The organism is Corallococcus interemptor (genome assembly GCF_003668875.1).
GTDB lineage: Bacteria > Myxococcota > Myxococcia > Myxococcales > Myxococcaceae > Corallococcus > Corallococcus interemptor.
The window spans coordinates 14,722-39,989 of the sequence record NZ_RAWM01000081.1 but is presented as its reverse complement, the minus strand read 5'-3'; the positions used below and the strand labels follow the sequence as shown (position 1 = coordinate 39,989).

The window sequence follows — 25,268 nt, the reverse complement described above, 5'->3', positions numbered from 1 at the left end:
CCCGGCACCTTCCCGCCCCAGGCCCGCCCTCCCATTCCTCGCGGCGGGCTACCTGGAGGAGTGCATGGACGAGCTGTCTCCCAATTCTCACTCAGAGGCCGTGGCCGTCTTTCGCCACGGAGTCATCGGCGCCCTGACTCAAGCCGAGCTCGACCGCGGCCAACTGGCTGCGGCGCTCGCGCAGCTTTCCACCCAGCGCTTCCGGCCCCCGGGGGCGGACGCGACGCGCAGCTTCTCGGTGCCGACGCTGGAGCGGTGGTACTACGCCTTTCGCAAGCGGGGACTGGTGGGACTGACACCCCGGCCCCGGCGCGACAAGGGCCGGGCGCAGGAGGTGCCGGGGCCGCTGCGCGAATTGCTCTGCGACATCCGCCGTGAGCACCCCTCGGCGTCCGTCGCCCTCATCCTGCGCACGCTGGTGGCCGACGGGCGCATGCAAGAGGGCGTCGTCTCCGCCTCCACCGTCCGCCGTCTCTTCCACCAGGAGGGCCTGGACAGGGTGGCCCTGCGCGACTCAGCGGGGAGTCGCACGCGCCTGCGGTGGCAGGCGGAGCGCCCCATGGCGTTGTGGCATGGGGACGTCTGCCACGGCCCCGCGCTCGAGGTGGGCGGCAAGTCCCGTCCCCTGCGCGTGCACGCCCTGCTGGACGATGCCAGCCGCTACGTCGTCGCCCTGGAGGCCCACCACTCCGAGAGGGAGGTGGACATGCTGGGCCTCTTCGTGCGCGCGCTGCGCCGTCACGGCAAGCCGGACGCGCTCTACCTGGACAACGGTGCCACCTACCGCGGTGACACCCTGGCCACCGCGTGCGCGCGCCTGGGCATCAGCCTCTTGCACGCCAGGCCCTACGACGCCCCGGCGCGCGGAAAAATGGAGCGCTTCTGGCGCACGCTGCGCGAAGGCTGCCTGGACTTCCTGGGGCCGGTGGCCAGCCTGCACGACGTCAATGTCCGGCTGTGGGCCTTCCTCGACGCGCACTACCACGCCGCCGCGCACTCGAGTCTCGTCGGCCGCACGCCCGCGTCCGTCTTCGGGGCCCACCCGCGCGCGCCGGATGGGCTGGACGAGAAGGTCCTGGCCGATGCGCTCACCGTGCGCATCCGCCGGCGCGTGCGCCGCGACACCACCGTGGCGCTGGATGGCGTGGACTACGAATTGGACGCAGGCCACCTGGCGGGTCGCCTCGTCTTCATCTGCCGCACCCTGGCGGACGCCGACGCGGCGCCCTGGGTGGAGGTGGACGGCCAGCGGCTGCCCCTGCGCCCGGTGGACTGTCAAGGACCGGGGGCATGGATCGCGTGAGGGTCGGCCAAGCGGATCGCCCTGGTGAGTTCGTCAGGGAGCCGGTGCTCGAGTTCGCGGCGCTGACGAGATTGGGGTCGGCCAAGCGGATCGCCCTGGTGCCTAACGGGCCTCGGTAGCGGAGGGCTTTCGCCGCCGAGCCGGGGGCGGATTGCGGTAACTGTCGCCTTCGATGACCAGGACGTGGGCATGGTGGAGCAGCCGGTCCATGGCGGCGCTGGCCATCAGCGGGTCGCAAAAGAGCGGCGGCCACTCCTCGATGGCGCGGTTGGAGGTGATGACGGAGCTCTTGCGCTCGTACCGCTGGCGGACCACCTCGTAGAGGTCCACCGGTTCATCCTGCGTCAGGCCGCGCAGGCCCAGGTCATCGATGAGGAGCAGGTCGGGCGAGGTGAAGCGCAAGAGGCGCTTCTCGTAGCTGCCATCGCCCCGGGCGGCTCGCAGTTGCATGAGCATCTCGTGGGCACCGACGTAGAGGGCGCTGTAGCCAGCACGGCAGGCACGGTGGCCGAGGGCCTGGGCCAGGTGGGACTTGCCGACGCCGGTGGGGCCGACGATGAGGACGTTGTCGTGGCGCTCCAGGAAGCCGCACGTGCCCAACTCCAGCACCTTGGCCTTGGGGACGCTGGGGTTGAAGTGGAAGTCGAAGTCCTCGAGCGTCCGGGCGTGCTCGAAGGACGCGCGGCGCACGCGCTGCGACAGCTGCTTGGAGTCGCGACGCTCCACCTCGTCGCCCAAGAGGCGGTAGAGAAATTCGGAGTGGGAGAGGTTGTCGTCCACGGCCTGCTGGGTGCGCAGTTGCAGCGACTGGAGGACGCCGGACAGGCGCAGCTTCTTGAGCATGGGAATCAGCTCGTCAGTGGGACTCAATTTCGGGCTCCTGGGGCACGGCGGGGTGGTGCAGCAACTCGGCCACGCTGCGTGCGAAGCGCGGCTGAGGAAGTGAGGACGTCGCGGGGGCGGCGAGGGCCAGGGGGAGCGGCTGCAGGTCCAGCCCCTGGCGCAGGAGGTTCTTGAGGCCTCCGTAGCTGTACGTGCCGTAGTAGTGGGCGCGCCGGGCGGCCGCGCGTGCGCGCTCGGGCGGGAAGCCTTCCAGGTGCGTGACGATGGCCTGCACCGCGCGCAGCTGCGACAACACCTCATCGGAGTCGAAGACGGCGCGCACGTACGTGAGCACCTTCTCGCCCAGCTGCGCCGCGCGTGCCTCCCAGTAGCCGCGGCTGCGGTGGCGCAGGTCGGCGCGGTGCTGGGGCAGGTGCTCCTCGCAGGTGCTGTAGAGGCCCGTGCCGCGCCGGGCGTGCGTGGCCACGCGCACGTCGTCCGCGTACACCTCCAGGCTGGCCTCGGTGACGCGCAGCCAGACGTCGCTGCCCACCAGGCGCCAGGGCACCGAGTAGAAGCGCCTGTCGAAGAGGACGTGGCTGTCCTGGTGGACTCTCGCGGGCTTCCAGACGACGGGGGTGAAGCGCCGGGTGGGCAGTGGCCGCAGGGCGGGCAGCTCCTCCTCGCCGAAGACGTCCACCGGGCGCCGGCCCGTCTTGCCGTGGCGCCGGACGTTGGCCACCTGGGCCAGCCACTTCTTCAAGTCCGCGCGCACGACGTCCACGTCCTGCCCCTGGCGGCCCTTGAAGAAGTTGGACTGCACGTACTTGACGCCCGCCTCCACCTTGCCCTTCTTCTGGGGCGCGTACGGCGGCGTCGGGTCCACCTTGAAGCCGTAGTGCCGCGCCACCTCTCGGTAGCTGCGATTGAGGGCGGACGGCACGTCCGGAGTGAAGGCCGCTCTCAGCACTGCGGCCTTCAGGTTGTCCGGCACCACCGTCTCCACTACGCCGCCCAGCTGCTCGAACGCCTCGACGTGCAGCCGCAGCCACGTCGGCAGTGACTGCTCGAAGACGACGTCGGCCACCAGGTAGCGGCTGTGCGCTAGGACCAGCACGAAGACCCACGCCTTGCGCAGCACCTTCTGCCGTGGGCACTGCAACTGGCCGACGTAGCCGAAGTCCACCTGCGCCACTTCTCCGGGCGCGGTGATGACAGGAATCGCGACCTCCTCGGCCCGCACGCCCTGGGCCTTGCGCAACTGCCGCACCATGCGCTTCACGGCCGAGTAGCTCGCCGCGAAGCCCTCCACCTCCAGCCGCAGCCTGTCGTGGATGGCGCGTGCGCCCACCCCCTGTCCGAGCAACGTTTCCACACGCTGCTGCCACGCCACCAGTGACGAGGTCTGCTGCGGTGGCAGCTTCGACGGCAAGTGCACCTGCACCAGCGCCTTGAGCACCTCCAACTCGGGCACCTCGTCCTCAGGGCCCTCCAGCACCCCGGCCGCCGAGAGCGCCGCGCGGTACGTCCTCTCGGTATTCGGGCCCATGCCCAACAGCCGTGCCACTTCGCGCGCACCCGTCCCCATGCGGTGCAGCCGCACCAACTCTCTCAACCTGTCCATGTCGACTCTCCGGTAGCTCATCCGCGCGCGTCCCTGGCCGCACCGCGGGGGCGGTGCTCGTGGACGCGCGAGAATGCACGGGATGACTGGCCGGGTAGGCGCTCAGCCCACCTACTGGCCGCGTTTCTTCCAACCAGCTCCAGGGTGAACGGACCGCCGCCCCAGTTGCTCCGCGCTGCGATCCGCTTGGCCGACCCCGTCGCGATCCGCTTGGCCGCCCCCGCTGTGAACAGCTTGGGTGACCCGACTGCGATCCATTACCCCGGCCCGTCACACTCCAAGGAGGTATCCGACGCGGACCTCTGGCTGCCCACCTCCAAGGCCGCCCTCGTGGAGGAGTTGGGCGAGGCCCTGAAGAACCGCGCCAGCGTCGTGCTCACCGGCGAGCCGGGCGTGGGCAAGACGTGCGTCTTGCGAGCGCTGCGACACCGGCTGCCGGCCCAGGGCTTCCGCCTGACGTACTGCCACAACGCCACCCTGGGCCGCCGGGACTTCTACCGCCAGCTGTGCTTGGCGCTCGGCCTCAAGCCGTCGGCCACCGCCGCCGCCGTCTTCTACTCCGTCACGACGCACGTCGAGCAACTGGGCGCCGAGAAGCTGCACCCCGTCTTCCTGCTGGACGAGGCCCACCTACTCCACCAGGACGTGCTGGACCATCTGCACATCCTCCTCAACTACCAGTGGGACTCACGCGCGCTGCTCTCGCTCATCCTCGTCGGGCTGCCAGAGCTGGAGTCGCGGATGGTGCGTCGGCACAACCGCAGCCTCTACTCGCGCCTGCACACCCGGCTGCGCATCGAGCCACTCACTCCGGAGGACACTGCTGAGTACCTTCGAGTGCGGCTGGCCCGTGCCGGGTGCGAGCGCGAACTCTTCGCCTCGGACGCACTGGCCATGCTGCACGAGGCCGCCAGTGGCGCGCTGCGCGATGTGGACCGGCTCGCCACGGCGGCGCTGCGCGAGGCCGCTCGGCGAAGGAAGAAGCTGGTGGAGCGCGACGCGCTGGCCCGCGTGCTCGACACCGTCGGAATCGATGAGCCGTAGCGCTTGAGCGCATCACGGGCTTGCGCGCTACGCGCGCTCGCCCCCGATGCCCATCACGCTGCGCGGCGCGCTGACGCGCGCCTCCAGCGATGGCCATCAACCAGCCGGATCACCCGGCCATCAACAAAGATGCGCGGCAACAGCAAACATCGCCGCCTCACCGCCCCAACGCGGCGACGAGTCGGGCCACGTACGCCACGTCCGTCCCGACGGCGAAGCGCACCCGCGCTCCGCTCGCGGCCACCACCTCCAGCAGGGACTCCGTCGCCGCGGGACTCGTCGCCACCTGCACCGGCAAGAGTCTCACGGCTTCCGCTCGCGACGGCGCGCTCCGCCGCAACCGGTACACCCACGACTGCAACGTGCTCAGCCGCACGCCGTGCGCCAACGCGAACTCCCGCTGCGTCTGCCCGCTGGCCTCGAAGGCCTCCGCGACGCGCGCCCACTCCGGCTTCCCCACCTGCTTCGCCATGCCCCGAAGCGTCCGCTGCGCGCCGCTACGTCGGCAATCCCTCACGGCACGTCGTTGGCCGGACGGTTACTCCGGAGGCCTCCAGGTCCGGACGGAGGGTCCTCTGCCATGGACGGGTATGGCAGTGTTCCGCCTCGGGACCGAGCCGGTCCCGACCTTGCAGAACACGCCCCCATGCCCAACTTGAAACACCTGTTGTTGCTCGGCTGCATCGGCCTGAGCCCCGCCTGCATCGACGTTCCCCCGCTGGTGGAAGAGCCGCCCAAGCAGGACGCGGGCGCTCCCGACGCGGACTTCACCTTCACGGCGGTCCCCCTCCAGGAGCAGGTCCTCCCGGGAGGAACCCTGGACTGCGACATCCAACTCACCTGGACTGACACCACCGGAGGCGCCGTCACCTGGAGCCTCCTCTCCCCGCCCGCGGGCATCGAGCTCCAGTCCTTCACCCTGCCCAGGGGAGAGACGCGAGGAACCCTGAGCATCCGGGTGGGCGCGGGCACCGTGCCCGGCCCCTACACGCTGACGCTGCAGGGCAAGAACGGCACGGTGACGAAGCAGGCCACGGTGGCGGTGACCGTGGGTAAGCCCGGGGACCTGGTGGTGAACTGGGTCGTGCCCACGCCCGGCAAGGCGTACACGCGAGGCCCCCTGCTCCTGCAGTTCACGGTGGAGGGAGGCGCGGCCGAGCAGGCGGAGATCCTCAAGGACACCACCGTACTGGTGAAGCCCACGGGGAGTCCCTACTCGTTCACCTGGGACACCACCTCGGAGGCAGAGGGGACGTACCAGCTGTCCATCCGCGCGACCCGTGGTGGAGCCGCTTTCATCAGCGCGCCCAGGACGGTCATCGTGGACCGGACTGCACCCACCGTGGCGTCCTTCCTGCCGGCCAGGGACGCGGCGACCGTGGGCGTCCACGACGCCATCCAGGTCACCTTCAGTGAGCCCATGAACCCCAACTCCGTGACGGAGTCGGCCGTGGGGCTCAAGACGGGGACCGGGGCGGCCATCGCGAAGTCCGTGGCCCTCTCCGCGGATGGCAAGACGCTGACCGTGACGCCGCTGAGCGCCCTGGCGGCGCCCAGCACCGTCCAAGTGGACTTCACTGCCGCCGCGAGCGCCCTGACGGACCTGGCGGGCAATGGGGTGGTGGCAGCGCCGGCATGGTCGTTCTCCGTGCCGACTTGGTTGCCCCTAGGCGGGGCCGTAAGCGCAACAGGTGGCGCGACGTCGGCAGAGAGCGTCATCCTCAAGCTAGATCACAATGACCGTCCAATCCTTGCATGGGTTGAGTCAGACGGAACCAACAAGAATGTTTACGTTTCTCGTTGGAGTGGGGAGACGTGGACCATGCTAGGCGCGCCTCTCAATGGACTGACTGCACTCGGAACAGATGCGGCAAATCCCACGCTGGCCATTGACGCTTATGGCGAACCCGTGGTGGCGTGGGACGAGGCGACGGGGAGCAGTTACGACAGCACAATCTTCATCCGACGCTGGACGGGCATGAAATGGGAATCAGTACCTTCACCGACGCCTCCCTCCGCCCTGGATCGGCTTTTTGAGCCAAGTCTTTCCATTGGCCCTGACAACACGCTCAGCCTTACTGTCTCACGATACGACACCGCAAGCACTTCAATCCTACACTATCGATCACTTCAGCAGACGCCATACTGGCAGCAGCCGTGGACGCTCAGCAAAGCCCCCTATCTGCACAACCCCGGCAACGCAACATCGACCACGTCAGGCGGAGATGTCTTCATTGCATCGGAAATTTACAATGACCACACAGAGCACCACAGCATCACAGTTCACAAGAACGAAGATCCATATCTTGGAAGCATGGCATTGGGGCAAGACGCAAACACGCCTTCCATTGGCGTCGATAGCAACGGGCGCCCATGGGTAGCATGGGAGGAGTTCGAAGCAACACCTCAGTCAGACTGGAAAATCCACTGGGCACGCTGGGAAGGAGCCTCTTGGACAAACCCTGCCGCAATTAGAACTCGATCAACGGGAAATACATCTCCAAGCATTGCGCTGGCAAAGGGAGGCCCCCATGTGTTGGCATGGAGTGGAATCGTTGATTCTGAACGAAGCATCATGGTCAGCCAATGGATTTCAAGCTCATGGCAGACGATGGACTCACCACTCAATGCCTTGACCGCAGCTGGCACCCCTGCGACTGGTCCATCAGCAACTCTGAACTCCGAAGCACTGCCATTCATTGCATGGACTGAAGCAGATGCCATCTCAGCCAGTATTTATGTTGTCCGTTTCAACCGATAACCAGTAACTCAGAGTTCCAATGGGCCTGCGGGTGCTCCCGCAAAACAACTCCGCAGTGCCCTTTGGATTGACTGGTTACCCCTGCCGCTTGGGCACGACCAGTCCACGGCTCAACCGATTAAGGACGCGTCGCTTTTGCCGTCGTTTGTAGCTTTCGTGAGCGTTGTCTCCGAGTTCATTCCTGCGGGCCGTTTCTTCGTCTGCGATTTGGAACTCAACAAGCGCGAAGGTAACTCGCCCCTTTCTGAGCCGCGTGTCACTTTCTGGGGGCGGCAGATACGGATCCATCCGCAGCGGAAGGTCAACGACGAAGTTGAGGACCCGGTAAGAATCTCCAGAGAAGGCATTCCCCGTCCGGTCCTCGCGGTCCTCGAAGTCCCGGTCTAGGTGGAGTTGTGGGATGAACTGCTCGAAGTGAGGGTTCTCCGCTAGGAGTCCCTTGAACGGCAGTAGCGAGTTCTCCGTCTGCCCCGGTACGACAAAGTTGAAGGGAAACAAACGCTGCGTCAGGAAGTAAAGAACCGGCAGCAAGTCCTCCCGCCTGCGCGTGATGACGCGAAACCGCGTGCGGTCATACACCTGCGCCGCCACGGTTTCCTTCTTCGCGATCAGTTTCGTGATCAGAGAGTCTCGCGTCTTGATGGAGTGGGCGAACTCCACGATGGGTAGCCCCATCCCCTTCATTTCGCGGGCAACCCCCAGCACCTTCTCCGTGACCATTTCCGCCAATTCCGCCTCGGAGGCGGCAAGCCGGAAGAGCAGGTCCCGGCCCTCGATGTGCTGGATAACGTGCATCACCTTCAGGACGATGCAAGCGATCCGCCGGTAGCGAGCAAGACCCTTCGCACCCGATGCGAATAAGAAGAGATCATGGATTTCTTCTGGCTGGGCTACGGCGTCCGCGACCCGGTAATCGAAGGTCTTCCGCAGGTACTCCACCGCATCGGCGAGCACCGTTCGAGCCCAGGAGTCATCGTAGGGCCTCGACACATCCAACTGACAAAGGCGCAAGAACCGATCCACCTCATCCCGAGTCTGGAAGTGCATGCGTCGCCAGTCGATGACGGAGCCTCCTCTCAGGATGAGCCGGATACGCTCAAGTTCACGTAGTCCCATCTGCGGCACCGTGCAGATAGGGACAGCGGAGAGGACTGGAACTAGAGAAGGGGCCTTCACGGTGTTGTTCCTATCTGGCCGGAGGGCCAAGGAAAAGCCCCGCAATGCGAAGGGCCCCGGCCTGGAAAGCAGGCTGGGGCCCTCTTGACCACGGCCGCTTGGCTACTTGGCGGCGACTTCCTTGCCCTTCTCGAAGCGGCTCTCACGAACGATCTTGCCGTCCTCGCTGAACTCCTGCACTACGCCATCCTTCAGGCCGTTCTGGTACTGCTCGATGAAGTGGGGATTGCCGTTGGCGAAGTAGAGCACCCGGGTGCCATGGTAGTTGCTCTCACGGAACTCCGTCTTGCCGTACTGATTGCCGGCTTCGTCGTAGAAGTACCAAGTTCCAGTCTGAAGACCGTTCAAAAGCTGCCCCACAGCAGCCTTTTTGCCGTTGGCGTGGAACGACCGGTAGGGGCCCTCAGCCATACGCCCACTAGAGTCGGACAACTTGCGACAGAAGAGCCCTTCTTCTTTAGAGCCAGCCTGCTTCGTGCCCGCAGGGCAAGTCAACTGAACCGTGGAATCCGCAGCGGACGCGACCGGCGCTGCAAGTGAAAGCCCCAACGCGAAAATCTGCATCAGTTTCTTGGACTGCATGGAGTCTCCTTTTCAAAGTCGCCGGAATGCCCGCGCGCATTCAGCAAGACGAGAAAACACCAGACAATATTCATGTTCCATCCAGACATAAGAGGCCTTCGCTCCATGAAGTCCCATGCCGTGAACGGAAACAAACAACCCCGCCCAATAGTACTTGGGCGGGGCTGCAGAACTTCACTACTCGACCAGCAGCCAGCACTAGTGGCCGCTAATCAGCCCCACTAATAGTTGGACTGATAGCAGTAGAAATTGCCACCCGTGAAGTAATACCCCAGGGAGGTCGTGTTGCTCGATTCAGCAACGCAGGTGCTGATGATGATATCGGCGCGCTCACGATTGGCACCCGACACCGTGTAGTTGCCAGAAGAGCTACTCACCGAAGGAGTGAGGGTGGTGCCATTGACCCTGACGTACAAGAAGCCGTTCAGCTCTTTAGCCGTCTGCGGGAATGGCGTGCTCGAATACGCGGAGAGCGTAACCCTCGCGCGCTTCGGAGCACTGGGGTCCTGGCAATAGCCAGTGTCAATTGCTGCGCCAATGGTCTCGACCTTGAAGATGATCGGGCCCGTGGTGCCCAGGGCGGCCTTGTTGCCGAAGTTCTGGTAGTTCTCGCAGGTCGGGGCCGGGGGCGCATCGCACTTGTTGCTGTAGCAGGCATTGCCGTAGGCGCAGGTGGACTTGCCCTCACCAGTGCAGGTCGCCGCGGCCGGGCTGCACACGCCCGTGGAGGTGTTGCAGGTGTTGCCGGCGGCGCAGTCAGCGTCCTTGGTGCAGCCCGCGGGCGTGGAGCCGGGCTCCTCGCAGCGCTTGGAGACGGTGCCGCAAACCAGGGACGTGGAGTCGTCCGTGTTGCACAGCTGGTTGGTCTGGCACTGGCAGACCTTCTGCGTGTTGGACGAACCCGCGAGCGGCGCGCAGTTCTTCTCGGTGTCGGGGCAGTCCGAGCCGCTCTCGCAGGTGTCCATGCACACGCCGGCGGCCGTGTTGCAGAAACCGGAGGAGCAGTCGGTGTCCGACGTACAGGATTCGACCGTCGTCGGATCATCGCCACAGGCCGTCAGGGCCAGGCTCATCGAGCTCAAAGCGGCGAGCATCACCATCATCTTGCGCAGCTGCATTCGGAACTTCCTCCTGGATGAATTACGTCGCCCGGTGTCTCCGGCCACGTGAGTCCAGACACCGGGTTTTTAGGTCGAGCGGGCTTTAGTCTCCCCGCTCCAGACGTGTCAACGAGTGTCGACGACCTTCCCACGGCCCAGACCGGGGGAAATTCACTGTTCACGAAAGCGCACAATCCAGCCGCACGGCACAGCGACATCGCCGTCATACGTGACGGCGATGTCACTCCTGGACTTCAGAACGTGAACGGGAAGTCGATGGGCTCGCCCTGCTTCTGGTGCTTCGGGAAGGACCAGCTCTTGATGAGCCCCGTGATGCACGTGGCCATGTAGCTCGAGCGGAACTCGTCCGTGCGGCACGACACGTTGGTCGTCTTGCCGCTCGTCTGGACCGTCCAGCGCATCACCAGCTTGCCGCTGAGCGACGGGTCCTTCTGCTTCTGCTCGTTCACGCACTTCACGATGGCCGGCTTGTTGTTCAGCACCACCTGCATGATGTCCGACTGCTGCAGGCGATCCAGCGTGCCACCGCCCGGCTCGGGCGGGATGTAGGCCGTCGCGGTCGGCTTGGTCGCCGGCTTCGCGGCCGCCGGCTTCTTCGTGCCGAACAGCTCGTCGAAGTCGTCATCCCCGCCACCGGAGCTCGACGACGAAGCGGACGACGACCCGGAGGGCTTCGACACGGTGATGGCGTCGCCCTCGTCCTCGTCCCGCTGGGAGCCGCGGCTTCCGCCGGAGCCCGTCTTGCGATGGTTGCGCGAATCCACCTTCGCCACCGCCGTGCCCATGTTGGGCGTCGTGGAGGCAGGCTGCACCGCCGCCGTGGGCGGAGGAGGCGCAGGCGTGGCGGCCGGAGCCGTCGCCGCGGCGACAGGAGGCGTTCCGCCCGCCGCGGGCGGAGTGCCAGGGGCGGCAGGCGTCCCCGTGGCAGCGGCCGCGGTGCCCTCCGCGGGCGTCGTGGCAGCCGGAGGCGTCGCCGCCGCCGGAGGAGGCGTCTGCACCGCCGCGGGAGGCGGCGGCATGGGCGGCATCTCCGCCTTGGGCGTCGGCGCGGTCGCGACCTGGACCGGCTGCTCGGCGGGGCGCTCGGACGAATTGCCGCGCGCGACGAAGACGACCGCGGCGCCGGCCATCACCAGCACGCCCGCCGTCACCGCGACCATCATCCCCGTGCGGCCCTTGCCACCCGAGGGTGCCGCCGCGGGCGGCGGGTAGGCCGCCGGATAGCCCGGAGGCGGATAGCCCTGCGGCTGCTGCCCGTACGGCATCTGCGGCTGCTGCGGCGCGTAGGCCTGCGGCTGCGGCGCGTACGGCTGCTGCACCGGCTGCTGCGGCGCGTAGCCCTGCGGCTGCGGCGCCGCGTAGGCCTGGGGCGCAGGGGCCATCATGGCCCCAGGCATCGACGGAGACGACACCGGCTCCGGCGGCGGCATGGGCACGTCCAGGAGGCGCGACTGGGACAACGGCTCGCGCTCCAGCGACGGCGCCGGACGCGGCGGCGGCTTGCTGAGGGCGTCGTTCTCCTCCTTCACCAGCGAGGCCAGCACGCTCGCGGCGGAAGGCTTCCAGCCCACCGGCTCCTCGGCCACGGCCGAGTTGCCACCCGCGCCCGGACGCGAGGCGCCCGCGCTGAAGGCGGACTCCACCGGACCGGCGGGAAGCGTGGGCGAAGACGTGGACACCGGCGCGGGCGCGACGATGACCGGCTTGGCCGGACGCGGCGCCAGCACCGACGCCAGCTCCGCCGTCTCCGACAGGGGAATCCAGTCGCTGAAGCCCGAGCGCCAGCAGAGGTTGTCCGGGCCCACCTCGCCGCGGTCCCAGGCGTCCTTCACCTTCTCCACCGTCCAGGGGCCGACCTGCTTCTCGTCAATGGCGACGTACCACTCGTGCGTCGCGGCGGCGGCCTTCTCCTCCGCGGTCGGCTCGGCGGATTCGGCCTCGGCGAGCTTGCGCACGGCCTCCGCCTTCGCGGCCTTGGCCTCCGCTTCGGCTTCCGCGGCCTTGAGCTTCTGCGAGCCGGTGCTCAGCACCTGGTCGAAGACCGCGCCAATCTCATCCTCTTCCACGTCCGTGAAGAGGCCGCCTTCCGGCGGCGTGCCCAGCGTGGCGGGCAGACCCGTGCCAGACGACTCCACGATGCGGGGCGCGTTCGCATCCGCGCTGCTCTTGGCCTCAGTGGCGGCGGTGGCCTCCGCCCCGCCCTCCTTCGCCGCCGATGCACCGGCGGGCCTCACCAGAATGGTGTGACCACACTTCTTGCAACGAAGCTTGACCCCCTTCGGGCCAACCTTGTCGTCGCTGATCATGTACTGCGCGCGGCAGCTGTCGCAGACGAAACGCATCGTTCCCGTAAGCCTCAGAAATGACGGGCGAAATCCCGTCTGAATCGTAGAAGTGGCTCCAGGCGGAGATCAAGGACACCTGCCTTGAACGCCCGCCTGCTTTCAACGCGTGAACCCTCGTTGCGGTCTGAGGGCTTTACTTTCGCACCTGGATCTCGACGTGTGTGCCAACGGCCACACGCAGCTCGTGCAGGTCCTCGGAGGTCGCGAACACCAGCAACTCCCGCAGCTTGGTGCGTGGGGCGACGCGGAAGGCGGACCCCGTCTCACCCTGCACCATGCGGCGCACGGGCTCCAGTTCGCCCGCCGCGAAGAGGCCCGCGCGTGATGCGGTGAGCTCCGCGCCCTCCAGCCACGTGCGCACATCCTGCGGCGTCGCCGTGGGCAGGTAGGCCCTCGCGACCTTCGCCAGCGCGGCCCGGTCCGGCTCGCTCAGGCTCTTGTGGAGCAGCTGCCGCTCCACGTCCACCAGCCGCGGATCCACCGTGTAGCGCACGTTGCCCACCACCAAGCTGAGCGCGGCCTGCACCACGGCCTCCAGCCGCTCGGGCGCGACGCGCTGGCTGAACGCCAGCTCCGGACGCGCCAGCGCCAGGGTGCGCCCCAGGAGGTAGTACACCTCCTTCTGGCCCTGCTCCGCGAAGTACTTGCCGCCCACACGCACACACGCCGGATGCGTCTGGAGCAGGTCCACGTTCACGAGCGGCTCGGGGGCCGGTTCGTTGGAGCGCTTCGCCAGCCGCTCACGCGTGGCGACGAGGAAGGGCGAGTACAGCTCCACCGCCTCCATGCCGAAGAGCCGCGCGACGTAGCGGTAGTGGTTGACGTGGTACTCCTGCGCCGTCGCCACGTCGATGCGGTGGCGCTTGGGCACCAGCTGGTACTGCGGGAAGGGCACCGCGTACAGGTGGCCGGCCTTCTCGAAGAGCAGGCCGAGCAGCTCGGACAGGGGCCCGCGCACCTTTGGGTGGAAGAGCGCGGTCTGCCACAGCCGGTCCGTCAGCGGCCGCTGCGCCAGTTCCTTGTTCTTCGCGTAGGGCCCCAGCTTGGTGAGGATCTCCTGCTCGGTCTCGCCCACCTCGCCCAGGAGGCCCGACACCGCCTGCGCGGCGAGCCACGCGGCGTCGTAGTCCTTGCGCTTCGCGGACAGCTCCGCCAGGGCGCCCACCACCTTGCGCGGGTTCCCCGTGTTCGGCAGCGCGCGGCGCAGCGCTACGATGGCCTCTTCCTCGCGGCCCGGCATCTTGCCGGCCAATTCCGCGAACGTCTCCTGGATGGACGCGTCGTCCGGCAAGCCCTTCGCCGCGACGCCGTAGGCGGCCACCGCGCCCTCCGGGTCCTTGAGCCCCTGGAGGTACAGATCGCCCAGCGCGCGCCACAGCGTCATGCGCCGCGGGTTGGTGTCCGGCGTCTTGGGCAGACGCACGAGCATGCGCGTGTAGTTCTCCTCCAGCACCTTCCACTGGCGCGCGCCGCCGAGCATCGCCTCCAGCGCGACGAAGGCCTCCATGAAGCGGTGGTCCAGGTCGAGCGCGGCGTTGAAGGCCTGAGTCGCGCCCTCCACGTCCTTCAGCTCGTCGCGGCGGATCACTCCGAGCGCGAACCACACGCGCTTGGCCTTGTGCGGCTCCAGGGCGAGCGCGGGCAAGGCCAGCATGCGGCCCAGCACGTCCGCGGCCTTCTGGCCCTGACGCGTCTCGACCAGCAGGCGGTAGAGTGCGTCCATCACCTCCGGCGCGTCCGGCTGCGTCTTGAGCGCGCCGGTGAACGCGTCGATGGCCATGTACGGGTCACTCAGCTGATCGCGCGCGATGCGGCCCAGCTCCAGGTAGACCTTGACCTTGGCCTCGCCCTCCAGGCTGTTGACGAGATCCTGGCGCAGCTCCGCGGACCTCTCGTAGTTGCCCGCCTTGTCCATCAGCGCCACCAGTGAGCGCAGTGTCTGCTCGTGCTGCGGGTCGATGGCGAGCGCCTTCTCGAAGTGGTTCTGCGCGCGGTCCGTCTGGCCCAGGGCGGCGTGCACGTCACCCAGCTGCCAGTAGATCTCCACGACCTCCAGGTCCGGCAGCGCCTCGCGGTGGTGGATGAGGATGGTCTGGAAGACCTTGAGCGCGTCCTCGAACCGCTTCGCCTGCACCAGCAGCCTGCTGTAGCCCTCCAGGGCGGGCAGGTACGTGGCGTCCAGGCCGTAGGCCTTCTCGTACGAGGAGAGGGCTTTGTCGCTGCGGCCCAGCTTCTCCGTCACGTAGCCCAGCAGGTAGAGCTGGCGGCAGAGGTCCTGCGCGATGGCGGCGTCCTTCTCCGCCATGGCCTTCTCCGCCATCTTGCGCGTGACGATGTCCAGCATCCGCTCCGCGGACGCCCAGTCCTCGCGCTCGATGTAGACGACCGCCAGCGGGTGCGCCGCCTCCAGGCTGTCCGGGATGTGCTTGAGCGTCTCCTCCCAGTAGGGCGTCGCCGTCTCGCGGTCCTTGCGCGTCTCCGCGTGGTAGCGCGCGACGTCCAGCAGGGCCTTGCCCTTGGCGGCCGGATCATCCGTCTGCTGCGCCTCCTGCAGCAGCGTCTGCTCGTAGCCGCTCCAGTCCTGCTCCTGCTCCTGGATGCCCTTGAGGGCGCGGATGGTGGGCAGGTGGCCCGGGTCGATGGCGAGCGCCTGCTGGTACGCGTTCCTGGCGCTCGCCATGTCCGCGAGCATGTCCTCGTTGATCTTCCCCAGGCGGTGCCACAGCTCCACGGCCTTGGGGTCGCTGCCCACGACCTGCGCTTCCTTCTGCAGCATCTCCAGCGCGAAGGGCCAGTTGCCGCTGCGCTCGTAGAGGTTGCCCAGGGCGTGCAGCGCGGGACGGGACTCGGGGTCCGTGGCGAGCGCCGCGTGGTAGCTGTTCACCGCGCGGTCCACGGCCTTGAGGTTCTGGTACTGCACGTTGCCGATGTCCACGTACAGCTCCGCCTGCTCCTGCGGGCTGGTGGCGAGCGCGAGCTGCCGCTCGTACGCGAGGATGAGGTCCTCCCAGCGCGACTGCGCGCGGCGCAGGCGGATGAGGGACTTGATGGCCTGCGCGTTCTGCGGGTCGATGGAGAGCACGCCCTCGATGCACGCGTCGGCGTTGGCCGGGTTCTGGTACGTGTCCTCCCAGATGGTCGCGCTGCGGAAGAGGACGCGGACCTTCTCGCGGTAGTCCTGGGACAGCTCCAGCATCCGCTCGTAGATGGCGAGCAGGTCCGCCGGCTGATCCAACCGCGTGTGCAGCCGCTCCAGCGCCTCCAGCGCGTCGCGGTTGAACGGGTCGAACTCCAGCGCCATGCGGTTGGCGGACACCGCGGACTCGTCGTCCTTGAGGTCGCGCTCGTAGACGGTCGCCACCTCCACCTGGATGCGCGCGCGCTCCTCGTTGCTGGCCGACAGGTCGCGTGCGCGAAGCAGCGTGGTGGCCACGTCGCGGTACGCGTTGCCGCGCCGGTAGAGGGCCGTGAGGACGCCGAGCGTCTCCAGGTCCGGCTCCAGCTCCAGCGCACGCAACAGGGCGCTGGCCGCTTCGGTCGGGTCGTCCAGGGTCTCGTCCCAGACGCGGGCGATCTCCTTGAGGATGCCCTTGCGCGCCTCGATGGAGCCCGCCGCCTCCAGCTTCTGCTCCAGCGCGACGACGTACTCGCGGTCGCGGCCGCGGCGCTGGAACACCGCCGCCAGGCCGTCCAGCGCGGTGGCGTTGGTGGGGTCGAACTCCAAAATCTTCCGGAACGCGGCCTCCGCGGCCTGCGGATCATCCAGCCGCGAGTCGTGGATGCGCGCGAGCGTGGCGTAGATGCGCTCCGCGAGCGGGCCGCGCGGCAGCTCGTCCGCGACCTCCTCGTAGACCGCCGCCAGCTCCTCGTGGCTGCCCGTCTCGTCCGCCAGGCGCTCCACTTCCTCGCGCAGCGCGTCCTCGGCCGCGTCCAGCTGCAGCGCGCGGCAGAGCGCCAGGAAGGCCACGTCCTTCTGGCCCAGGCGCTCTTCCTGCACCCGGGCGATCTCCCGCAGCGCCGCCATCTTCTCCTCGTCGGTGACGAGGTGGGGCATGTAGCGGTCCATCACCGTGGCGTAGGCGCGCCAGTCGTTGTTCGTGCGGTACAGCGCGCACACGCGCTCGTAGGCGGTGCGGTTGGCGGGGTCGAGCTCCAGCACCTTCTCCAGCGCGCCGGCGGACAGCTCCGGCTTGCCGCCCTGCCCCTCCCACAGGTCCGCGACCGTGAAGTACGCGGCGATGGCCGGGTCGCGCTCCTCGGACGCCAGGTGCACCTGGACCTTGAGCTCCAGGGCGCGCACGGCGTCGTTCCACGCGCGCAGCGACACGGACAGCGCGTACACGCGCTCCAGGTCGGAGACGGCGTGCGGCTCCACCTCCAGCGCGCGGCGGGCCGCGTCCAGCGACTCCTCGCGCCGGCCCATGCCCGCGAGCACCTCCGCCATCCGCAGGCGCAGCGCCTTCACGCCGTCGCTGCTGTCCTGCAGCGGGATGAGGCGGCGCAGGATGCCCACCAGCTCCTCGCGCTGGCCCGTCTCGTCGTAGAGCTCGCGCAGCGTGTCCAGCACGCCGCGGTGGCGCGCGTCGCGGTCCAGCGCCGCCTTGAAGTACGGCACCGCCGCTTCCGGCTGCTTGAGCAGGCGGTACACCACGCGGCCCAGCCGCTCGTTGAGGCGCACCACCTCACGCGGATCCAGCGTGATGGCCAGGCGGCCTTCGAGCATCTCGCGCAGGTCCTGCGGACGGCCGGCGCGCTCGTACAGCGACTCCAGCGCGGAGAAGACCTGCTCGTTGCGCGGGTTCTTCGCCAGCAGCTCGCGGTACAGGTCGATGGAGCGGCCCAGGTCGGACAGGCCTTCCGCCGACACCTGCGCCATCTTGCCGAGGACGCGGTCGCGCTCGCTGCCGGTGACCTTGTCCGCCTGGAGCTTCAGGATGGCGTAGAGCTTCTCGGACGCGCCCGCGCCCTCGTAGATGCCCTCCAGCAGCCGTGCCGACGCGAGGTGCGACGGATCCAGCGCGAGGATTGCCTCGTACGCACTCGCCGCGCGGTCCGGGCTGTCCATCCGCTCCTGGTAGAGCTGCCCCAGGCGGAAGAGGAAGCCGATCTTGTCCGCGGGCTGGGTCGCGCCGGTGGCCAGCGCCTCCAGCACGCCGGCCAGCTCCGGCCACGCCTCCAGGTGCAGGTAGAGGCGGTCCAACGCGACGAGCGAGGCCTGCTGCACGGACGTGTGCAGCGTGCGCGCGCGCTCGAAGTAGGACACCGCGCGGTCCGGGTCACGCAGGCGCGTCTCCAGCACCTGGCCCAGCTTGAGGCACACCTGGGCCGCGTCGGCGGCCTCGGCGATGCGCGGCAGGGCTTCTTCGTACAGCACCACCAGCTCGTCGTAGCTGCCCGCGGCGTCGGTGGCGTTCTCCAGGCGGCGGCGGACCTCGCTGTCGTTCGGGTCCTCCTTGAAGCCGCGGTAGAGCGCGAGGAAGGCCAGCTCGCTTTCGCCCTGCGTCTCGCGCAGCGTGGCCAGCTCGCCGAGCAGCTGCTTGCGCTCGATGGCATCCGGCGACACGCCCACGCGCGTTTCAATCAGCTGCGCCAGCCGCGTGACGTCACCGCTCGCGCGGAAGGCGCGCAGCAGCGTCTCCACCGCGAGCAGGTTCTGCGGCTCACGCGCGACGATGGCCTCCATGCGGCCCACCGCGCCCGGGTGGTTGGGCTGCACGGACAGCACCTCGCCGAACAGCGACAGCGCGCCTGCCTTGTCCAGCAGCTTGGACTCGCGCACCGTCGCGAGGCGGAACTTCAGCTCCAGGCCCTCCTCCGGCGGCATCAGCGCGATGCGCCGCGCGAGGACGTCCGCGAGCTCCGGCCAGCGCTCCTGCTTCTGGCAGAGGCTGTCCATGCGCGCGAGCGCCACCGCGTCATCCGGCTGCAGCTCCAGCAGGCGCCGGAACGTGGCCAGCGCGCCCAGCGGATCCTTGAGCTGTTCCTCCTGCAACGCGCCAATCTGGTGGAGCACCGCCGCGCGACGCGCCGGCTCCTCCGACAGCGCGAGCTGACGGCGCAGCACCTCCAGCAGCTCCGAGGGCCGGCCCGTCGAGGCCACCAGACGCGCGGTGCCGTCCAGCGCCTCGGAGTCCGTGGGCTTGAGCTCCAGCACGCGCTTCCACGACTGGAGCGCCTCCGCCGGCTCACCCAGGTCCACCTGCATCCGGGCGAGCGCGCGGTACAGCTCCGCGCGGGCCGCGTCGCTGGCCTTGGGGGCCACCTCGCTCAGCACCGCGCACAGCTCCTCCGGCGCCTCCGCCTTGTCCACCAGCTGGATGCACAGCTCCAGCGAGCGGGGGTCCTCCGGCAGCTCGCGCAGCGCGCGCGTGGCGGAGAGGAACCCCATCTCCGCGTTCTCCAGCGACGTGGCGTAGATGTCCGCGATGCGGCGCAGCAGCGCGGCCCGCTCCTGCGGCACGGGCTCCGCGGAGACGCGCGACTCCAGCATCTCCACCTGCTTCAGGTGGTTGCCCACCGACGCGAAGATGGGCTCCAGGGCGTGCGCCGCCGCGCCTCGCAGCGGGCTCTCCGAACGCGCCAGCTCCTCCAGCGCGCCCACCGCGCCCGGGTGGCCCGCGCGCCGCGCGAGCACCGCCTGGTACAGCTCCAGCGCGCCGCGCGGATCATCCAGGCGCGACACCTTCAGCCGGCCCAGGCGCACGCGCAGGTCGGACGCCTCTTCCTGCGCGTCGCGCGCGTCCGCCATCTGGATTTCACGCTCGACGTGCTGCGCGAGCTCCGCCCAGCGCTCCATGTCCGCGAGCACGCGGCCCAAGAGCTTCAGCGCGTTGGCGTTCTCCGGCCGGCGCTCCAGCACCTCGCGGTACGCCTGCGCCGCCAGCGACTTGTCCGCCAGCGTCTCCTCGGCCAGGTGCGCCAGCTCGAAGAGCAGGTTGATCTGCGAGGACGGATTCGTCTCAGCGGCCACCTGACGGCGCATGACGAGCGCCAGCTCCCGGTGCGCGCCCGTGCGGCGATGCACGCGGGCGATGGCCTCCAGCACCGGCTTGTTCATCGGGTCGCGCCGGCTCACCTGCTCCAGCGCGCGCACCGCCAGGTCGTAGCGCTTCAGGCGGTTGTCGTAGATGGCCGCCAGGCGCCGCCACAGGTCGCCCGCCAGGGGCTCCGCGGGGTCGCGCTCCAGCTGGTCTTCGTAGGCCGCCGCCACCTCCTCGAAGGAACCCGAGTCCGCCGCGAGCCGCTCCAGCTCGTCGCGCACGCCGGCTTCCGCGGGCAGCTCGTTGAACGCGCGCAGGCGCGCGACGAAGGCCAGCGACGTCTGGCCCAGGCCCTCGCGCAGGATGGCGATCTCCTGCAGCCGCTCCAGGCGCTGCTCCGGCGGCACGCCCGGCAACAGCACCTCCAGCACGTCCACCAGCTTCCGCGTGTCATTGAGGCCGCGGTAGACGGGCTCCAGCAGCCGCGCCGCCTCCAGGCGGGGGCCGTCGTGCGCGAGCAGGCGCTCCAGGCCAGCCACCACCTGGCCGTCGCCCGGCGACAGCTCCAGCAGCCGGCGGTACACCGGCAGCGCCTCCGTGGGGCCGACTTCCTTCTCCAGCAGCTGCGCGCGGCGCAGCAGGTACGCGCGGCGCCCGGGCTCGTCCGGCGCGAGTTCCGCGAGCTGATCCAGCACATCCGCCTGCTCCACGAAGTGGCGCGTCTTCGCGTACAGCTTGTCGAGCGCGAGCAGCCCCTCGGGCACCTTGCGGAGGGCCAGCGCGGAGCGAAGCACTTCGATGGCCTTCGCGTCCTCGCCCGCGCTCGCGTAGGCCTCGCCGGCCTTGAGCAGCAGGCCGAGCCGGGTCTCCGGGTCGGTGGAGAGCTGCGCCTGGCGGGCGTAGACCTCCGACAGGCTCTTGGCGTTCTGGCCCTTCTCGTAGAGCCGCGACAGCGCCTCCAGCGCCTGGCGGTCCTGCGGTGCGTCCGCCAGCAGGTTCTTCCAGAGGCGGGTGGCCTCTTCCGGCTGATCCAGGCTCTCACGCAGCTCCGCCGCGCGGCGCAGCAGGTCCAGCATCACCGGATCGCCGGTGGTGAGATCCACGGCGGCGCTCTCGTAGATCTCCGCCAGGACCTCGTGGGAGCCCGTCTCGCGGGCCAGCCGCTCCAGGTCCGGACGCACGCCCTCGCGGTCCAGGTCGTTGGCGAACGCCTTCACCGCCGCCATGAACGCGAGCGACGGCTGCTGCATGTCGCGCTCGTAGATGCGGCGGACCTCTCCGGCGAGGATGATCTTCTCCACCGTGAGCGCGGACTCCATCCGCGTCTCGCGCAGCGCCACGCGGCGGGCATGGTCGCCCACCTGCGCCAGCACCTTGTCCAGCACCTCCAGCGCCGCGCCGCTCGTGGGCACCGACGCCTTCACCCAGGCCTCCAGCGCGGCCCTCGCGCCCGGGTGGCCCGGGTCCTCGGTGAGGATGCGCTTGTAGAGGCCGAGCGCCGCGTTGGCGTCGTCCAGCACCGTGCGCAACAGCTCCGCCAGGCGGAAGGACACCTCACGTCCCTGCGGGCTCTGGCCTTCCTGGTTGCGCCTGAGCGCGAGCGTCCACGCCAGGTCCTTGGGACGGTTGAGGTCCGTGTAGAGGCGATCCAACGCGGTGGCGGCCTCACGCTGCGCCGGGTCGCGCTCCGCGATGGCGCGCCACGCGGCCGCCGCGCTCTCCTTGTCGGTGAGCTTCGCCTCGTGCAGCAGCGCGGCCTCGCGCAGGCACACGAGCTGATCCGCGGGCTCCTGGATGGCCGCAGCCAGCTTCTCCAGCACCTCCGCCAGCGCCGCCCACTCCTCACCCGCGCGGTGCAGACGCTGCAGCGCCCGCAGGCTGTCCAGGTTGCCCGGCTCCAGCTCCAACAGCGCGCGCAGCGCCTTCACCGCGCCGGGCCGGTCGTCGAGCTTCTTCTCCTGCACCTCCGCCAGCTCGCGCAGCAGCGCCGCGCGCGCCTGTCCCACGTCGCCCTCTTCCGTCAGCTCGGAGAGGATCTCCGCGAAGCTGTCGAGCGAGTCCGCGTCCTCCGCTGCCTGACGCGCGGCGGCCCGGAGCCCACCGTCGGCAGGCGCCAGACGCATCGCCCGCGCGAGCGACGCGAACGCCAGCTCCGGCTGCCGCAGGTGCGCCAGGTGCACCTGGGCCGCGTGACGCAGCGCCTGCACACGCCCGGCGTCGTCGCGAGCCACCTCCGCGAGCACGTCCAGCGTGGCCACCAGCTTGCGGTGTTCCTTCGTGCGCTCGTACGCCGGAATCAGCGCGCGCGCCGCCGCCTCGCGCGACGGACCCGAGGCCAGCATCGCCTCCAGCGCCGAGAGCGCGTCCGGATCCGACGGACGCTGCCGCAGGAGGTCCGCGTAGCTCTGCACCGCCTCCGCGCTGCCGTCCTGCGAGCCCTGCAACAGCTGCGCACGGCGCAGCTTCAGCCGCGACACGTGGTCCGCGTCACCGGCCGTCTCCGCCAGGCCAATCATCCGCGCCAGGGTGTCCCCCAGCTCGCGCTGCATGCCGGCCTTCTCGTAGAGCTCCGCGAGGCGCGGCAGGTGCCGGCCCTCCTCACCGCCATGCGTGATGGCGGACTGGAGCGCTTCGGCCGCATCCTGCGGACGGCCCAGCTCCACGTTCAGGTCCACGAGCCGCAGGAGCAGCTCCAACCGCTCCGGCCCGCGCGTGGCGTGGATGCGCTTGCGCAGCAGCGTCTCCGCGTCCGCGGAGCGGCCCGCGCGCCCGTACAGGCGCACCAGGCGCTGGAGCACCTGCGGCGACTCGGGCGAGCGCGCCAGCGCGGCCTCCAGCGCCGTGATGGCCTCCGCCGCCATCCCGCCCTCCTCCGCCAGCACCGACGCCTCGGAGAGCAGCTGCACGGCGAGGACCGGGTCCTCGGACTCCGTGGCCAGCGTGCGCAGCACCCGGCCCAGCTCCGCGTGGGCGGACAGGTCGCGCGCCAGACGCGCCGTCTCCGCGCGGCCCGCTTCGTCCTTCGGCTCCTCGCGCACCATGCGCAGCCGCGTGTCGAAGGCCGCGCGGCTGTCCGCGAGCTGCTTCTCATGGATGCTGGCCAGCACCGTCAGCAGCCGCTTGCGCGTGGGCGCGTCCGTGGTGGAGTCCAGCTGCTGCTGGAGCGCCGCCACCTGCCGCTGGTGGTCACCCGTGCGGCCGTAGTGGTTCGCCAGGGCCTCGGTCAGCGCGACCGTGCGCACGCCGCCGGCCGCCAGCCGCTCCAGGCCACCCACCACCACGCCCGTGGAGACGTTCTCCGCCAGCAGCGCGAGGAACAGGTCCGCCGCGTCCTCCTGGCGGTTCAGCCGCTCCGCGTACAGCTTCGCCTGCCGCGCGGTCCACTCGTTGCGCTCCAGCTGCGACTCGGAGAGCGTCGCCAGCTTGCCCGCCAGCGCCGCCGCCTCCTCGAACTTCGACAGCGCCACGCACAGCGCCTGCAGCCGCTGCACCGCCTGCGAGTCCTCGGGCGCCAGCTGCACCCACTGGCGCACGAACGGCTCCAGCTCCACGGGGGAGGCACCGGCCGCCTCGCGACGGGCGATGTCCGTCTCCAGCCGCGTCTTCGGATCATCCGCCAGCGCCGCGGCCGCCTGCAGCGACTTCACCGCCTCGCTCGCCGCGGAGTCACCAGGCACGCGCGAGAGCACCTCGCGCCACGCCGCTTCCGCCCGCACGGGGTCCGCCAGCGGCCCCTGGAGCAGCTGCGCCAGGTGCCGCCACAGCGCCACCGCCACGGCCGGAGGCGTCGCCCCCTGCGCCGCGCGAAGCAGCGCGTGCGCCAGCGCCGGCTGCGCGTTGGCCTTCTCCGCGTGCTCCACCACCGTGTTGAGCAAGAGCGGCCGCCCCGGCTCCAGCTCCAGCGCGCGCGCCAGCACCTCGAAGGCGCCGCGCGCGTTCTCCTGCTCCTCGAACATCAGGGCCAGCGCTTCGCAGAACGCCACGCGCTCGGCGCGCGGACGCGGGGCGAGCATGGCCAGCTCCAGCAGCGGCAGCACCTCGTCCAGCTTCTCGTCCTCGGCCAGCAGGCGCGACAGCTGGAAGGCCGCGAGCGCGTTGGTGGGCTCCAGCTTGAGCGCCGCCTCCAGGTGCGCGCGCGCCGCGTCCGCGTCCTTCAGCTGCTGCATGCACAGGTCCGCCAGGCGCAGGCGCAGGCTGGCCTGCTGCGCGCGGTCCTTCACCGTGCCCAGGTAGCGCTCCAGCGTGGCCACCGCGTCCGCGTAGCGCTCCTGGCCCAGCATCAGCTCCGCGGCCAGGCTGGCCGCGTCCGCGCGCGACGCATCCGCCGCCACGGCCTTCTCGAAGGCGGCCAGCGCTCCGGCCGCGTCGTTCATCCGGCCCAGCTTCAGCGTGCCCACGCGCAGCCACAGGTCCACCTGCGCCGTGCGGTCGCGCGCCTCGCCCGCCATCGCCTCCAGCTGCGTGATGGCCGGCCCGTAGTCGCCCGCGCGCCCCGCCATCCGCTCGATGAGCGTGAGCGCTTCCGGCATGCCCGGCCACAGGAGGAAGCAGCGGTCCAACGCCTCCTTCACCTTGGCGGCGGAGCCCGGGTCGTACCAGGCGAACAGCTTCGCCACGAGCAGCGACAGGCGCGCGGCGCTCTTGCGGTCGCGCTCCTCCAGCGACATGCCGCGCAGCATGCGGACCTTGTCGCGCCACACCTGCTCGAAGCGCTGCATCGCGCGCGACGCCTTCTCCGCGCGCGCGTTCTGCGGATCCAGCTCCCGCGCCACGTCCAGCACCTGCTGCGCCAGCGCGTGCTCGGTGGGGTCGTCCACCAGCCGCTCCGCGAGCGCGGCGTACTCCTCCGCCATGCCCGCGTCGCCCAGCGCCGCGCGCTCGCGCTGCAGCGCCTCGAACGCAGGCTGGAAGCGCTCTTCCGAGAGCAGCAGCTGACGCACGCGCCGGAACGTCGCGCGGTCCGGCTTCACCCGCGCCGCGCGCTGCAGGCACAGCACCGCGCGGTCGCGCCGGAAGAGCTTCTGCTCGTACAGGTCCGCGGCCTTCAGGTAGTGGCCCGCGCTCTCCTCGCCTTGCGTCGCGGCGCCCAGCCGCTCCAGCACGTCCACGAGCGACGACGAGTCCTGGCGGATCTCATGCAGCCGCTTGAGACCGCGCAGCGCGGGCATCGGATCCTTCGCGACCAGCAGCGCACGCTTGAGCAGGTCCTCCGCGCGCGGGGCGTTGCGCTGACGCTCATGCGCCAGCTCCGCCGCGCGGCACAGGAGGCGCGCGGCCTCCTCCGTGGGAACGTCCCGCGAGCGCCCCTCGTAGAGGCGGATCAGCTCCTCGACACGGCCCGTCTTCTCCAGGGCCGCTTCGGTTTCAACGAAGGAGCGGTCGTCGGTCACACGCAACGTGGGACGCGCAGGGGCGGAAGGCTGTTCCATGAGGCTCGTTGGACAAAAGGGGGAATGAAACGAGGGCGCCAGCGGCCGGAGTGTACCGGCCACGGGCGCCCCCGGGCAATC

The 25,268-nt window shown here is 69.5% G+C and carries 11 protein-coding genes; 3 read left to right on the top strand and 8 right to left on the bottom strand.

All coding sequences use genetic code 11. The features are described 5' to 3' along the window. The first annotated feature begins 100 nt into the window (after nt 1-100). Nucleotides 101-1,303: a DDE-type integrase/transposase/recombinase gene (locus tag D7X96_RS25395; protein WP_158626630.1), complete on the top strand. Its 1,203-nt coding sequence runs from the start codon at nt 101-103 to the stop codon at nt 1,301-1,303. A 102-nt stretch (nt 1,304-1,405) separates the two neighbouring features. Here D7X96_RS25395 and istB read toward each other — a convergent pair whose 3' ends face one another. Together istB and istA are read right to left on the bottom strand one after the other, a co-directional pair. Then, on the bottom strand, nt 1,406-2,173 hold the full coding sequence (gene istB / locus D7X96_RS25390) for an IS21-like element helper ATPase IstB (RefSeq protein WP_121770940.1): 768 nt from the start codon (nt 2,171-2,173) through the stop codon (nt 1,406-1,408). Then, nucleotides 2,160-3,749 carry an IS21 family transposase gene (gene istA / locus D7X96_RS25385; RefSeq protein ID WP_121770939.1) on the bottom strand — a complete coding sequence of 530 codons (1,590 nt, stop codon included), beginning with the start codon at nt 3,747-3,749 and terminating at the stop codon, nt 2,160-2,162. The genes istB and istA overlap by 14 nt, the downstream gene beginning before the upstream one ends. 234 nt (nt 3,750-3,983) lie before the next feature. Between istA and D7X96_RS25380 the strand changes: the two genes are divergently transcribed. Continuing rightward, nucleotides 3,984-4,793 (top strand): ExeA family protein, encoded by an 810-nt coding sequence (locus D7X96_RS25380; protein ID WP_121770938.1) that lies wholly within the window; start codon nt 3,984-3,986, stop codon nt 4,791-4,793. Between the two features lie 157 nt (nt 4,794-4,950). Here D7X96_RS25380 and tnpA read toward each other — a convergent pair whose 3' ends face one another. Further along, nucleotides 4,951-5,265, bottom strand: a complete 315-nt coding sequence (gene tnpA / locus D7X96_RS25375) for an IS66 family insertion sequence element accessory protein TnpA (RefSeq protein WP_121770937.1) — start codon at nt 5,263-5,265, stop codon at nt 4,951-4,953. 174 nt (nt 5,266-5,439) lie between these two features. Between tnpA and D7X96_RS25370 the strand changes: the two genes are divergently transcribed. Further along, on the top strand, nt 5,440-7,554 hold the full coding sequence (locus D7X96_RS25370; protein ID WP_158626629.1) for an Ig-like domain-containing protein: 2,115 nt from the start codon (nt 5,440-5,442) through the stop codon (nt 7,552-7,554). 75 nt (nt 7,555-7,629) lie between these two features. Here D7X96_RS25370 and D7X96_RS25365 read toward each other — a convergent pair whose 3' ends face one another. The 5 genes from D7X96_RS25365 to D7X96_RS25345 form a co-directional block, all read right to left on the bottom strand. Beyond that, nucleotides 7,630-8,730: a TIGR04552 family protein gene (locus tag D7X96_RS25365; RefSeq protein WP_208647374.1), complete on the bottom strand. Its 1,101-nt coding sequence runs from the start codon at nt 8,728-8,730 to the stop codon at nt 7,630-7,632. 102 nt (nt 8,731-8,832) lie between these two features. Further along, entirely contained in the window at nt 8,833-9,312 is a 480-nt protein-coding gene (locus D7X96_RS25360) for a toxin-antitoxin system YwqK family antitoxin (RefSeq protein ID WP_121770934.1), read from the bottom strand. Nucleotides 9,313-9,533: 221 nt separating this feature from the next. Beyond that, entirely contained in the window at nt 9,534-10,430 is an 897-nt protein-coding gene (locus D7X96_RS25355) for a hypothetical protein (RefSeq protein ID WP_121770933.1), read from the bottom strand. 236 nt (nt 10,431-10,666) lie between these two features. Next, nucleotides 10,667-12,775, bottom strand: coding sequence for an adventurous gliding motility protein GltJ (gene gltJ, locus D7X96_RS25350; protein WP_121770932.1), 2,109 nt, complete (start codon nt 12,773-12,775; stop codon nt 10,667-10,669). Nucleotides 12,776-12,911: 136 nt separating this feature from the next. Beyond that, nucleotides 12,912-25,187, bottom strand: a complete 12,276-nt coding sequence (locus D7X96_RS25345) for a tetratricopeptide repeat protein (protein WP_121770931.1) — start codon at nt 25,185-25,187, stop codon at nt 12,912-12,914. Nucleotides 25,188-25,268 lie beyond the last annotated feature (81 nt).